Annotated in this window: 8 protein-coding genes and 1 pseudogene; 5 read left to right on the forward strand and 4 right to left on the reverse strand. The window is 59.7% G+C overall.

The window, feature by feature from the left end:
• Nucleotides 1-143: 143 nt before the first annotated feature.
• Entirely contained in the window at nucleotides 144-386 is a 243-nt protein-coding gene (locus NKI05_RS18550) for an ATP-dependent DNA ligase (RefSeq protein ID WP_023747239.1), read from the reverse strand.
• Nucleotides 387-776: 390 nt separating this feature from the next.
• Here NKI05_RS18550 and NKI05_RS18555 point away from each other — a divergent pair, with 390 nt between their 5' ends.
• The 3 genes from NKI05_RS18555 to NKI05_RS18565 all read left to right on the forward strand — a co-directional run bounded on the left by NKI05_RS18555 (nucleotide 777) and on the right by NKI05_RS18565 (nucleotide 6,651).
• Complete coding sequence (locus NKI05_RS18555; protein ID WP_023708041.1) at nucleotides 777-1,235, forward strand: (2Fe-2S)-binding protein; 459 nt, start codon at nucleotides 777-779, stop codon at nucleotides 1,233-1,235.
• A gap of 3 nt (nucleotides 1,236-1,238) precedes the next feature.
• Entirely contained in the window at nucleotides 1,239-3,449 is a 2,211-nt protein-coding gene (locus tag NKI05_RS18560) for a xanthine dehydrogenase family protein molybdopterin-binding subunit (protein ID WP_352792843.1), read from the forward strand.
• A 1,138-nt stretch (nucleotides 3,450-4,587) separates the two neighbouring features.
• A complete protein-coding gene (locus NKI05_RS18565) occupies nucleotides 4,588-6,651 on the forward strand; it encodes a carbamoyltransferase family protein (RefSeq protein ID WP_023708043.1) in 2,064 nt (687 codons plus the stop codon).
• Between the two features lie 645 nt (nucleotides 6,652-7,296).
• On the opposite strand, the gene NKI05_RS18570 is transcribed toward NKI05_RS18565, so the two are convergent.
• Both NKI05_RS18570 and NKI05_RS18575 read right to left on the reverse strand, forming a co-directional pair.
• Nucleotides 7,297-7,935 (reverse strand): FMN-binding negative transcriptional regulator, encoded by a 639-nt coding sequence (locus tag NKI05_RS18570; protein WP_352792845.1) that lies wholly within the window; start codon nucleotides 7,933-7,935, stop codon nucleotides 7,297-7,299.
• Nucleotides 7,936-7,984: 49 nt separating this feature from the next.
• Entirely contained in the window at nucleotides 7,985-8,785 is an 801-nt protein-coding gene (locus tag NKI05_RS18575) for a helix-turn-helix domain-containing protein (protein WP_245266008.1), read from the reverse strand.
• Between NKI05_RS18575 and NKI05_RS18580 the strand changes: the two genes are divergently transcribed.
• Both NKI05_RS18580 and NKI05_RS18585 read left to right on the forward strand, forming a co-directional pair.
• Entirely contained in the window at nucleotides 8,784-9,863 is a 1,080-nt protein-coding gene (locus NKI05_RS18580) for a trans-sulfuration enzyme family protein (RefSeq protein WP_245261060.1), read from the forward strand. The genes NKI05_RS18575 and NKI05_RS18580 overlap by 2 nt on opposite strands.
• Nucleotides 9,864-10,411: 548 nt before the next feature.
• Nucleotides 10,412-12,058: an MFS transporter gene (locus NKI05_RS18585; protein WP_023704122.1), complete on the forward strand. Its 1,647-nt coding sequence runs from the start codon at nucleotides 10,412-10,414 to the stop codon at nucleotides 12,056-12,058.
• Between the two features lie 408 nt (nucleotides 12,059-12,466).
• Here the strand turns inward: NKI05_RS18585 and NKI05_RS18590 are convergent.
• Nucleotides 12,467-12,859 (reverse strand): annotated as a pseudogene (locus NKI05_RS18590) (nodulation factor fucose acetyltransferase NolL); the annotation flags it as partial.
• Nucleotides 12,860-13,491 lie beyond the last annotated feature (632 nt).

Here is a 13,491-nt window from a genome sequence, read left to right on the forward strand (position 1 = left end):
CACCACTCAGCACGCATTTTGTCTCACCCATTCTTAGCGCCGGCCGGATCGATATGGACTGACACGAAGCTTGGAGACGGTGCCATCGAGGCCGAACTGGCAGACTTGCGCGAGAATGTCGCTGCCGCCGCTGATCTCGTCGCTCAGAACGATGCCGTTTGGCGGCGTTTCAGCAGGTTAACTAGCGCTTTGCGCCGATCGACGAGTGGCCGATCGCGAAGACCCTCGCCGTCGATCTTGAGCAGGTCGAAGCCGGCAAGCATGGTCCTGACGTCTCCCGCCGCGGCCAAGAGCCCGCTGAAGACTGGGAATGCGCGACAAGCCTTCTGGTCAACGACGAACGCCTCACCGTCTATTATAGCGTCCGAGGCGCCGAGCTCGGCCACCGCCCGGGACGATAGTCGGAAACCTGAGGGTCCCGTCGTGGAGGTTGCGGGTCGAGGTAGGCCCCCATCGATAGTCGTCCCATTTCATTTCGTGTAGCCAATCAGGGCCCTGCCGGACGCGGCCGACCAGCGGTCGATGTTCGCGACGACCCGAATGTCCAGTCTCGTGTAACCCAGCCTAAGCGGCCTGTCCGCCCAAAAAATGACATTCAGTTGCCTCCAGCCTTTCGACACGACCCACTTCACGATCTCGTAACTCGCCAAACTAGCGGCTTGTTGCTTGAGCTGCGCGTTCCTACGGTGTGGTCGCTTGGCCCAGCAACAAGAGCTCGGTTGCCAGGCGGGCGGAGGCTCAACGAGATAGCCAGCTCAGGACAAGGAGAGCAAGCAATGGTCGCTTTTACCCTCAATGGCGAGGCGCGAACACTCGACGTCGATCCAGAGATGCCGCTGCTCTGGGCGGTCCGTGACGTCATCGGACTCACGGGAACGAAATTCGGTTGCGGGCTTGCCCAGTGCGGCGCTTGCACGGTTCACGTTAACGGCATGCCGACGCGCTCGTGCCAGACCGCAGTCGGCGACATCGAAGGAGCCTCGATCACCACCATTGAGGGTGTGTCGGGCAAGATAGGCGAAACGGTCCAGGCCGTGTGGGCCGAGTTCGACGTACCTCAATGCGGCTATTGCCAGTCTGGCCAGATCATGTCGGCCGTGGCCCTGCTTACAGAAACGCCTAAGCCGTCGGACGATGATATTGATTCGGCGATGAGCGGCAATCTCTGCCGCTGCGCCACCTATCATCGCATCCGCGCGGCCATCCACGAGACCGCCAACCGGCTGGAGACTTGAGGCATGTCGCAGTTTCTCTCGAAGTATAACTCCGTGCGGCCCACGCGCCGCCGGTTCCTCGTCGGCGCGGGCGTCACCACCGCTGGCCTCGCCGTAGGCTACCGGCTAGTGCTGGCGGCGTCCGACATCGCACAAACGACTACTGCAAAGGTTCAGGCGAACCCCTTCCAGACCTATGTCGAGATCACAAAGGAGAACCGAATCATCATCTACTCCTCGCAGTTAGAGATGGGACAAGGCTCCTATTTCGGCATCGCCACCCTGGTTATGGAAGAGCTCGACGGCGACTGGGCGCAGGTGGACGTGGTCGGCGGATATGGCAATACCGCGCTCTACGGCAATCTCGCCTGGGGCGGGGCCGCACAGGCAACCGGTGGCTCCACGTCGATGAGTTCGTCGTGGGAACGCTACCGCAAGGCGGGTGCTGCCGCACGGGCCTTGCTGGTGGCGGCCGCGGCGCAGCGGTGGGATGTGCCAGCCGGCGAGATCAAAGTCGCTTCCGGGGTCGTGTCGCACGCCTCAGGGATGCAGGCGCGCTACGGTGACCTGGCTGAAGCCGCAGCGGGAATGCCGGTTCCCGACGACGTGCCGCTAAAGCCGCGCGACAAGTGGGCCCAGATCGGATCGGACAGCCTCAAGCGCTACGATTCCGCCGGCAAGACCAACGGCGCGCAGACCTACACGATCGACCTCATGATGGAGGGACTCCAGACGGCCGTTATGATCCATCCGCCGAAGTTCGGCGCCGAGATCGAGAGCTTCGACGCAACCAAGGCGAAGGCACTCGACGGCATTGTCGATGTCGTCCAGACGCCGCGAGGCATTGCCGTGGTTGGCAGGGACACCTGGACGGCGCTCAAGGGCCGCGAACTCGTGGAGGTGACCTGGAACGAGGAGAAGGCCGAAGGGCGCGGCACGGCCGAGATCATGGCCGAATACAACAAGGCAGCAGACGATCTGGGCGCGGCCACCGCGCGCGACGACGGTAACACTCCCGCAGCGTTCGCCAGTGCTGAGAAAATCATCGAGGGGCACTACGAATTCCCCTATCTTGTCCATGCTTCGATCGAGCCACTCAACGCGGCCGCCCGAATCAACGAAGACGGCACCATCGACGTCTGGGGCGGACACCAGATGCCCGACCTTTATCAGGCGGCTGCCGCTCAGGTAGGCGGCACCACGCCGGAAAAGGTGAGGCTGCACGTGATGAAGACCGGCGGCAGTTTCGGCCGCCGCGCGGTCTTTGATGCAGATGTCATTATCGAAGCTGTTTCCACAGCGCGTGCACTGGGACGCGGCAAGCCAGTGAAGGTGCAGTGGACCCGCGAGAATGACATGCGGGGTGGGCGGTACCGGCCGGCCTATGTGCATGCAGTCAAGGCGGGGCTCGACAAGAAAGGCAATGTCGTCGCTCTCCATGACCACATCGTGGGCCAATCGGTCTTGGGCGGTTCGACCTCTGCGGCGATGATCAAGAACGGCATCGATCCAACCTCCGTAGAGGGCGCCACCAACCTGCCCTATGCGATCCCGAACCTGAAGGTCGAGCTGACCACCACGGACGTGAACATCCCGGTGCTGTGGTGGCGTTCGGTAGGCTCCACCCACACCGCTTACGCGGTGGAAACCCTGATCGATGAGCTCGCCGCCGCTGCGAACCGTGATCCGGTCGACTTCCGCTTGTCAATGCTCGGTCACCATCCACGGAATGCCGCCGTGCTTAAAGTGGCTGCTGAGAAGGCAGGCTGGGACAAGCCTCTGCCGGAAGGCCGTTTCCGCGGCGTGGCCCTGCATGAAAGCCTCTCGACCTATGTCGCCGATGTGGTGGAGATCACCCTCAACGATGAAAATGGTTTCAAGGTCGACCGCGTTGTCTGCGCGGTAGATTGCGGCACCGCGATAAATCCTGACCAGATTCGCGCTCAGATGGAGGGCGGTATCGGATTCGGGCTAGGTGCGATCCTCCAGGAGGAGCTGACCCTGAAGGGCGGTGTCGTAGACCAAGAGAACTACGATACCTATACACCGCTCAGGATCGAGCAGATGCCGCGAGTCGAGGTGCACATTGTGCCGTCCGAGGAGCCGCCCACGGGAGTTGGTGAGCCAGGTGTGCCGCCGATCGGCCCGGCCGTCGCCAACGCGCTACGGGCGGCGACGGGCAAGACTATCCGCAAGCTGCCGATTATAAAGAACATGTCAGGAATGACACCATGAAACAGCCGCGATGAAGATCGCGCCGTTTTCGAAACGCCTCCTGACAGGCGCTCATCTCCATGGGTCAAATTCCGGCGGCTGCCCGCTCCAATATCCGGTTTGGAGACGGCACCCCGTGTTCTGAACGACCACAGACGGGCCTTGGCGCCGGTTCCACTGAAGAACCGCTTTCGAGACGCAAATGCGTCCACTCCATGAAGAGCACAACCGTATAGCACCAGGAAGGCTAGCTACCTCCATCGCTTCGGAGACCCAGGCCCACAGAAAACCGAACCTCCCGAGCTCAGAGGCGCTCGTGATCACAATCGCGCTGGTGCGTGGATCATTGTTCAAGGGTTTGCCGATAGGCAGGCGAGATGGCCGATCGACATGATCTTCGCCCGATGCTCTACAAACACAATGCCAGCCGCTGTCACGGAGTCGCGAAGACGAAGGCAATGTGGGTCGACGCCGATACTCATCGTTTGGTTGACAGAGCGCTTGGAATGCCATGCGCTTCACATCGGAGTAGCCATCCGGGAAGCCTGAAGCGCTTTGAAAACGCATGTGCTGCGGCTGTTATTCATAGCGTGGATGACTTTGATCAAAACAATCGATTTCATCACTCTTCCGGAATCGTGCATGGACAAAAAAGAGCCTCACGCACCAATCACACGCTGCTCTAACGCGTGACGAAAGCTGCCTTAGGTATAATCCAAAGGAGAAAATCTTCGATGCGCCCTGACGTGCAGTGGAGGTCGTGCCGAGAAAGTGAGTTGCAACTGGCCGACAATGTCGGGCGGTGCGACCATGGTCGCTTCGGAGAATGAAATCGGGCCAGTTCACGGGGGCGGTACTGTTATTCGTCGACGGCCGCCCTTCCCAAGAACAGGCGGCATCGCAAGTTGGTTCTGCCGATGAAAACGACATCGCCGGATACAGGTCAGCAGCCGCTCAGGATTGGATGATCCAGCCAAGCTCTCGGCGTGATGGCACTGTAGGCGTCACAGTCGAAGCATCTCATTGATCGTTTATGAGGCTTTCTTCGATGCCGCTGATGCCTGACGGGCGGTCGCAGCTGCAGGCGACAACACGCCTATTTAGTTGGAAACAGTCGAGGTAAGCCAATTTGGCTTCCCGTTACTATTTGGAGAAAGAAATGCTGTGCCTAGGAATCAGCGGCGGACTTGACCAAGTCCATGAAAACCGATTCGAGCGTCCGAACGCCTTTATGCACGATGGCGCCGCGGTGCTCGTCCGAGACGGAAAGGTGATAGCCGCCGTAGAAGAGGAACGCCTCAATCGAATCAAGCACTCGAACAAGCTGCCAAGTGGTTCGATTCAATACTGTCTCTCGACGGCCGGGGTTCAGCTCAGCGACATTGATCGTGTCGCGGTCTACGCCAGCGAGCCCTATGCCAACGCCATGCTTGAAGGTATGTCCGCTTCCCAACCGGACATTCTCTCCACTCCGTTGGATGCTAAAATGTTGGTGCAGAACCTGTTAGCGCGTGAGTTCGGCACTAAGTTGGACAGTTCGCGTATTTCATTCGTAGGTCATCATCAGGCGCACGCCGTGAGCGCCTTTGCAATGTCGGGCTTCGAACAAAGTCTCATTCTAGCGATTGATGGCTGTGGTGATTTCCTGTCGGGCCTTGTGGCGGTAGGGTCTGGCACAGAAATTACGCAAATCGAGGCTTTCCCGGAGGACAATTCTCTTGGGCTGTTTTATCTCGAGACGATCCGCTGTCTCGGCTACGGCATGTTCGACGAGTATAAGGTAATGGGACTCGCGCCCTATGGCGACCCCGCTCCCTATCGCGAGCTCTTCGAGCAGTTGTACGAGCTCTCCGCCAACGGTGGCTACCGTGTTCACCTCGACCGCATCGGTCCGGCGTTGCTCCGCAACATCGAGATCAGGCGAAAGGGAATGCCTTTCACCCAGCAGCATCGAGATGTGAGTGCGTCACTGCAGGAAGCGCTTGAGCGGATCGTGTTCCACATTCTCCGGCACCACCGTGAGGCCACCGGCATGAAGCGGTTGTGTCTGGCGGGAGGGGTAGCCCACAACTGCACGATGAACGGCAAGCTGCTGTATTCAGGGCTTTTCGAAGACATCTTCGTGCAACCCGCGTCTCACGACGCTGGCTGCGCATTGGGAGCTGCGCTGATAGTCTCTAACGAGATGGGCCGCCCCGCGCCGCGTGAGCGACTGCAGGAGGTCTATTGGGGTCCTGATCTCGGGAGCGACCGCGCCGTGGAACAGGAACTGAATGCATGGTCCGGACATCTCGAGGTTGAACGCTCTTATGACGTAGCGAGCAGTGCAGCCCACTGGATCACCAACGGCGCCGTGATCGGCTGGGTGCAGGGTCGTTCGGAGTTTGGGCCACGTGCGCTGGGCAACCGCAGCATTCTTGCCGACCCTCGGCCCGCTGCAAACAAGGACCGGATCAATGCCATGGTCAAGAAGCGCGAAGGCTATAGGCCTTTCGCACCATCTGTGCTGGAAGAGGATGCGAGCGAATTTTTCGACCTCCCGGACGGTAAGCACGAATTTCCATTCATGAATTTCGTCGTTCGCGTGCGTGACTCAAAGCGCGCCTTGTTGGGTGCCATTACGCACGTTGACGGTACGGCTCGGCTGCAAACAGTATCGCGCGATGCCAACCCAGCTTACTGGGAGGTCATCAATGCCTTCAAGAAGCGGACAGGCACTCCAATTCTGCTCAATACGTCCTTTAACAACAATGCTGAACCGATCGTGGATACGGTTGCAGACGCGATTGCCACATTTTTGACGACAGAGCTGGATGGACTTGTGGTCGGGCCCTTCCTGGTAAAAAAACGGGCTGCAACGCTGCAGGATTGGACTGCGCTTGCGATTTCATTGCCTCCCTCAGTCTCCCTCCATCAAACCCGTGCTTACACAGCGCGAGATCATCAGGAGACTGTCTGCGAGATTATTCCGAACCACTCCAGCATTGACAGTGTGCGAATTTCAAACGACTTGTTTAATCTACTGATGCGGATCGAGGGCGAAGCCGTGTTGCGAGATCACCTCAATATGATTGAGCCGGATCAGGCCAGGCATGCAGCTCTAATGGAGGGCCTGCGAAGACTGTGGGAGCAGCGCCTGGTTCGGTTGCATCCCTCACAAGCTGGTCGGATGGATCATGGGTCCGATCAAACGCTGGACCAGCCCAATAAGCAATCAGCCTGATAGAGATGCACCTCAAGCTCGGCCAATCAAGGGGTGTTTGTCGACCCCGCCTGCGAGCTCCCGCTGTGATTACGGGGTCGTCGCCTACGCGGCGGCGCCCACCAACATCTCCATCAGTCGCTTCGGCGACAAAGCCAATCATCTCCCGTAAGAGCAAGTGCTTTCGGGCAAGGTCTGCAGGTTCAAGGAGTTCGTTGAAGGCGCCGCCAGCTGGAGCTGCGTCGAGCGCATCATCGCGCATGGTCGAGCTCGGCGCCCAAGGGAAATCGCCCAATTCGACACGCGTGCGTTTGCGCCTCATTCAAAACCGCTGCGCGGGTGGTCGAGGTGAAATCGGAAGTCCGTCTGTGCCAGCCGACGACGTTCCCGCAGCGCATCCTGCACATCGCCCTCGATCGCATTCCTCAACTCGCGACATACGACGGGGCGCAGGCGCCGGAAACGAACCCGCCCACCGCAACCTGCAAACTCCCGCCTGTCCTCACGACGGAGCAATCCTGTCGCCTGACCAGGCGCGTGGAAAAGCATCACAAGGGTGACCACAGCGTCGCTTCAGGCCGTCAAACGCTATTGCCGTGCGTCAAGGCGGACTAGGTGACCCGTCGGGAAGCCGGCACCAGCGGCTTTGTCGGGACAAGACACATGCTATTGGGATTTGACCGCCGCAGCCGCGAGCATCGCTTCTCCCATCGCAATGGCCCCTTGGGCACGCAGCATTTCGCCAGGGTTCTGAATGTCGCGCAACTCTTTGTTCTGGCTGATTTTTGATTTTCCAACCAGGCCGGTGATCTCGATCTCCAAGGCGACGATTGCCCTGACCATCGTGTCGATGAAGTCCTTCGGCGCGTCGCCCATCTTCCATGGGACCGGCTGCGAGGCTTCTTGCATGTGAGTGAGCTTCGCCACGTTGCGGCGCACATACCGCTCATCATCCCGGACAGTGATGCGTCCGTGGGCATGGACGACGAGATAGTTCCAGGTCGGCACCTGCTTGTGGAATTCATGCTTGCTCGGATACCAGTTCGGCGAGATGTAAGCGTCGGCCTCACGGAAGATTACGAGAACCTCATCGCCATTGGCGACTTCCTCCCAGACTGGGTTCTTGCGAGCGACATGGCAATTGAGAACGCCCTTGTCTCCCTTCGAGCGGTCAAGCTCGAAAGGGAGGTGGTTCGCGTCCAGCGTGCCTTTGCTTTGGGTGACGAGGATACCCAGCGGGTGTCTCTCGATAAGGTCAAACAGGGCGTTCTGATCAGGGACGGCAAAATGAGGCGGAACGTACAACGGTTTATCTCCTGTCGCGAATCTGCGGTTGTTAGTAATCGGCGGGGCCTTACGGAACGTGCCCCTGAATCTTCGCTGCCGTCGACGAGTGCCCCGGATTTCGGTGTCCACCACGCTCAAGCACCGCCATCGTGAAGTGGGCGGGCACATCAGATGCCGCCGCATATGAGTGAGGTTGGTCAGTGACAAGCCGCGCACTCTCGCCTTCGCTTAAAATTTCCACGTGGGTACCTACCACAACGCTCAGGGCACCCTGACTGACCGAGATCAGCTCGCGCGTATCCGGACTATGAGCGTCCGCGGAAAACACATCGCCCGGCATCATGACCCAGCTCCACAGTTCGAACATCGTGCGTCCCGAGGTCGACGAATGCAGTTGCGCAGAGCTTCCCTTGGCGCTCGTCCAAAGCCTCCTGGTCTCTGTCCGCTCGATGGGAAGGCGCACCGTGGAAGGGTGCTCGTTCAACAAATCGGCCACCGAGAGCGAAAACGCCGCCGCCAGCCGACACAGTATGCCGATACTGGGGTTCGCCCTACCCTGCTCCAGCGCGACCACGGTTCCCTTCGATAGGCCACTTAGTTTAGCCAGGCGATCCAGGGTCAGGCTTTGGTCACGCCTCAAGTCTCGGATCCGGGCTGCTATCGCTTGCCCAAGCGCTTGCTCGGCATCAAACGCTTCCGTAACATTGGTCATTATATTGACTTGGGTCCTCGGCTCACGTATTGCGGTCAGTATAATGACCGGCACGAAATTGCAACTGCCCGTTAGGAAGGAATAACCGATGCGTTTTGAGACGAAGGCGATCCACTGCGGCCGAGGTGTCGACGCGTCCACGGGGGCCGTATCCATGCCGCTGCACACCAGCACGACGTTCGAACGAGGCGCCAACGGGTCATTTCCGTCCGGCTTCGAATACACAAGGGATGGAAATCCGACACGCAATGCGTTCGAGGCGGCCATGGCGACGCTTGAGGGAGGGGGAGACGGCATCGCCTTCGCTTCGGGCATGGCCGCAATCGCTGCAGTTTTCGAGAGCCATCCGTCGGCGGGTCGGATCGTTCTGCCGGATGACATGTATTTCGGCATTCGTTCGCTGATCGAAGAGACCGACATTGGGTCTCGCTTCGACTTTGCCCCCGTCGACATGCGCGATTTGGATGCTTTGCGCGCCGCGGTGACATCGAAGCGGACTGGCCTCGTCTGGGTCGAGACGCCGTCAAACCCGATGATCCGCGTTGTCGACATTGCGGCCATCTGCGCAATCGCGCACGAGGCAGACGCCTTGGCGGTGGTGGACAATACGTGGGCCACCCCAGTGCTTCAACTGCCACTCGAAATCGGGGCAGACGCGGTGATGCACTCGGCGACAAAGTACATTGGCGGCCACTCGGATTTGATGGCCGGTGTCGTCATTGTCCCAAACGCGTCACCCCTCGGTCGCCCATTGCGGATGGTCCAGAAACACAAGGGCAGCGTCGCAGCGCCCTTCGACTGTTGGCTGGCGTTGCGGGGCCTGCAGACATTGCCGGTCCGCATGCGCGCCCATTGCGAAGGCGCCCAGAAAGTGGCCGAGGCCCTGGCGTCTCATCCGCGCGTCGAAAAAGTGCTCTTTCCTGGTTTGCAAACTGATCCGGGACACGATCTTGCTACGCGGCAAATGAGCCATTACGGAGCGATGCTATCCTTTATCGTCGAGGGCGGAGCCGATGCTGCAATGGCCGTGGCCGGCCGCCTGAAGATTGTTGTCCGGGCGACAAGCCTTGGCGGGACGCATTCTCTGATAGAGCATCGCGCATCCGTTGAAGGTGCGAAGTCCAAAGCGCCAGGCGGATTGCTGCGAATTTCTGTAGGGCTTGAACATCCTCAGGACATTATAGATGACCTGATGCAGGCCCTAGGCGAAACCTGCAAAGCGGGAGTCCAATGACGGGTGCAAGAACTCTGGCGCCGCTTTACGTGACGGCTGGCGCAGCCGACGATCGGCAGAACAATGTTCCTGCTGAGTAGAACGCACGTCCTCTGGTGAACCGCTACCGCCGTGTCGCATTGTCTCGGGCGTGGTGGTCGCCTGGGTGATGAACGTCTTCGGGTTTCCGGACGATGGCCACGCGCTCGACCGGATAGCGGAAATACCCAGATTTGCCGTTGACCTACTGCTGCTCGACCTCGTCGGAGATCGCGGTCAACAGATGGGATGGATGTGCTGGCACTACGGCAGTTTGACAAGCCGGCCATCGGGGCGCTAGCACCGTCCAAAGCCAAGAGTCGCAGGGCAGAACTGACCGCACCCAGCGGGCTGCGGGACCCATCAGCTAACGGCCAGGTTGGTACCTCAAGGCGCATCAGCACCATGGATGTCACATTGTCCTTGTTGCGAGCGCGATTTCGGAACTTCGTTGTGACGCAGTCTGTGCACAGAGCGCACCGCTCTAAGCAAATGAGCGGACGAACGACACCCAGTGGAGGAGAGAAGTGATGCGGCGTCAAGATCCTCCGCGCTTTGCGGCAAACACACTGATCCCTCTTCACAACCCGGTCTTTCGTTCTATCTGGACAGCCACGCAGATATCCAGCCTTGGCTGGCTGGTGCAGAGCGTGGCTATAAGCTGGCTCATGGCGACGATTTCAGCCTCCGATCTAATGGTTGCGCTCGTACAGGCTGCATCGACACTGCCCGCGTTCTTCTTGTCGATCCTTGCTGGAGCCATTGCAGACAGCTTCAGCCGCCGCGGCGTGATGCTTGCCGGACACTGCCTTATCGCACTGGCATCCACGGCGCTGGCACTCGCTGTGGGACTGGGCTTTGTTAGTCCATGGCTGATCCTGGGACTGAGTTTCTTGGCCGGATGCGGCTTTGCCTTGAACGATCCAGCATGGCACGCGTCGGTAGGCGATATCCTGGAAAAGCGCGACATACCCGCCGCAGTGACGCTGATGTCGGTGGGCTACAACGTGGTTCGGAGCATAGGACCGGCGCTGGGCGGTGTAATCTTAGCTTTGCTAGGCCCCCTTACGGCTTTCGCCCTCGCTGCGCTGAGTGACTTGGTCCCGTTGAGCGCTGTTCTGCGCTCAAAGTGGCAAGTTCGCTTTTCGCCTCTTCCGCGCGAGCGGATGACTACGGCCATTCATGATGGCATGCGATTCACGGCAATATCCTCAGAGATCAGAGTGGCGATTGTGCGTGCAACCCTATTCGGGCTGTCAAGCATCTCGATCCTTGCTCTGCTCCCCCTCCTGGTTCGCGACCAGCTGGCGGGAGGGCCAATTGTTTACGGGGTGCTATTGGCTGGCTTCGGCACAGGCGCCTTCATAGCCGGCATTGGCAGCAGCTACTTGAGACGCATTACGTCCCAGAACCGATTGATCACGCTCGCATCCGTTGCTTGCGCAACGTGTTGCCTTTTGATGGCCCTCACATCGTCGGTGGCTGTGGCGGCGATCGCGCTTGCAATCGGTGGCGCTGGCTGGGTTGTCACCTGGACCGGAACCGACGTGTGTGTGCAGTTGGCAAGCCCAAGGTGGGTCGTTGGTCGGACCCTGTCCATCTATTACGCCCTGACCTACGGCGGCATGGCAGCGGGCAGCTGGATCTGGGGTGCTGTCGCGCAGTACTATTCGCTGACGTGGGCTTTGGAAGGTGCTGCAGCGGCACTGTTGCTGGTCGCGGCTGTGGGAAAGCTATTGCCAGTGCGGCTATGGGAGGAATCGGATCAAGCGGCCGTCGACTTCAGGCCACCAGAACTGGCCCTCCCTTTGAAACCCAGGAGCGGTCCGATCGTGATCAAGGTGGAGTACTCGATACCCGAGGAGAGTATCGATGAATTTCTGAGCTGCATGCGCGAAAGGCGGCGCGTTCAGAGCCGCGCCGGTGCGCGGGACTGGACCCTCCAGCGCGACCTTCAGAAGTCGACGCTTTGGACCGAGACATTCCGCACGCCGACATGGACGGACTATCTTCGTCTAAACCATCGGCTGACGGTGAATGACAGGGAGGTAGGCGAGCGCCTTGCCGCTCTGCACATGGGTGATTCTCCGCCTCGCATCTCACTTTCAATCGAGCGGTCGACAAGCCCCGCCCCCGGCAGCCAAGTCCAGCCTGTGCCTTTTGTATCGCGCCCGTGAGATAACCAAGACTTGTCTGGGCTTGGACACGGAACGAGCTACTCCTTGATTTGTCGAGCCTGCCCGGATTGCAAATCGTTCCGGCCGGTTAGGCGAGCATGAGAATTCGCGCGGCAATTATGTCAATCACGGGTCCCATGTTCAGCCCGCCCCCCCTCTGCCGCCAGATCGGCTTGAGCACGGATTCAGGTCGCCCGTCCTTTGCATAGCGGCGGGCAACGAATAGCAAGGGGGCGAAGGGTATCCCCGTCTGCGAAGCGGGCAGAGGAGGAATCCGCAAGGCGGGTTGCTGGGGAGAGGGGTCGCGCGCCTCTTTCCGCCTCACTTAGAAAACGTGCGGCCAAGCACGTTCATGTCGGCCGTGGGCGGCCGCAACAATTGCCTACAAGGCGCAAGCGTCGTCACATATTAAGCGTAGCCGCGCGACAACCATCCGTGGTCACGCGCAATCCTGCGAATTGTCAAGCGGAGACAACGATCGCGGCACCAAGCAAAGTGGCGAACCCGATTCTGCTCGGGAGATCCCAAAGCTCTCCGAACCCTATTAGATCCATGAAGCGAAACACGGCGCCCTGAAGCAGGTAAAGCAGCAGTGTGCTCTGACCAAGCTCCACCGCAACAAAGCGAGTTACGCGAGTTGAATGGCCAACTCTCCAGCATAGGAACATAAGCTGCATTGTGACTGCAGAAGTTGCTACGGAGCCAATGAACATCAGCAACACTTGTCTCGCCGACTCTCCATCGTAGATCGAAACGAGATTGTTGTAGACGTAAGTCCCTTCCCCAAACAAGAAAGCACACTCACGGCGTGCCGAGCAGCTTGGCCAAGGAGCCGCACTGGGGCCTCCGGAGTGAGTGTTATCGCTCAAGCAGCCACGTCGGCGCGGCCTAAAATCTTCGATGAGCGCGTCAGGAGAGCGTCGATCTCCACATTTCTTCCAGGAGATCGTCCCCACATCATCATGGCCACGGCTCTAACGGGCTGGTGCCCTCCCTTTCCCGTTTTTTGTCTCGATGCTCGGTTGCGCCGCCCGCCGGGGCAAGGCAAAAAAATCGTCGAGGCTGAGCCCCCACTGCGGCTTCGGCGAAATATTCATCCACGGGTTCGCATCACCGCGGGCAGCGGGCGAGTTCGTCGATAGGAGTGCGGATGGAAGTAGGCGATGCACATCGTCACCAGCGGCTCAGATTGTGTGAGGTCCACGGCTCGCTGGTTTCCGCCGACGACGGCGCGGACGGCATCGGTATGCGCAGAGCGGGTCCGTCGGCTTGGCGTCAGTTTCGGGGCAAGGGGCTATTGCTGGTCGCGCGGCGCTGAGTTGGGCGGAAGGATCGACGGCGCAACCCGGGGCTCCCGCGCGACGAGCAGGTTTTTTTCCCGGTCTGACCTGGCCTCGACTCCAGATGTCGCGATGACCGACGTGGCCGGCGCG

Source organism: Mesorhizobium sp. M0771 (assembly GCF_040320155.1).
In the GTDB taxonomy this organism is placed as follows: domain Bacteria; phylum Pseudomonadota; class Alphaproteobacteria; order Rhizobiales; family Rhizobiaceae; genus Mesorhizobium.

Coding starts and splice junctions, on each gene's coding strand:
- NKI05_RS18560 (WP_352792843.1), top strand. CDS start 1,239: ATGTCGCAGTTTCTCTCGAAGTATAACTCCGTGCGGCCCACGCGCCGC.
- NKI05_RS18555 (WP_023708041.1), top strand. CDS start 777: ATGGTCGCTTTTACCCTCAATGGCGAGGCGCGAACACTCGACGTCGAT.
- NKI05_RS18585 (WP_023704122.1), top strand. CDS start 10,412: ATGCGGCGTCAAGATCCTCCGCGCTTTGCGGCAAACACACTGATCCCT.
- NKI05_RS18580 (WP_245261060.1), top strand. CDS start 8,784: ATGCCGCTGCACACCAGCACGACGTTCGAACGAGGCGCCAACGGGTCA.
- NKI05_RS18575 (WP_245266008.1), bottom strand. CDS start 8,785: ATGGATACGGCCCCCGTGGACGCGTCGACACCTCGGCCGCAGTGGATC.
- NKI05_RS18565 (WP_023708043.1), top strand. CDS start 4,588: ATGCTGTGCCTAGGAATCAGCGGCGGACTTGACCAAGTCCATGAAAAC.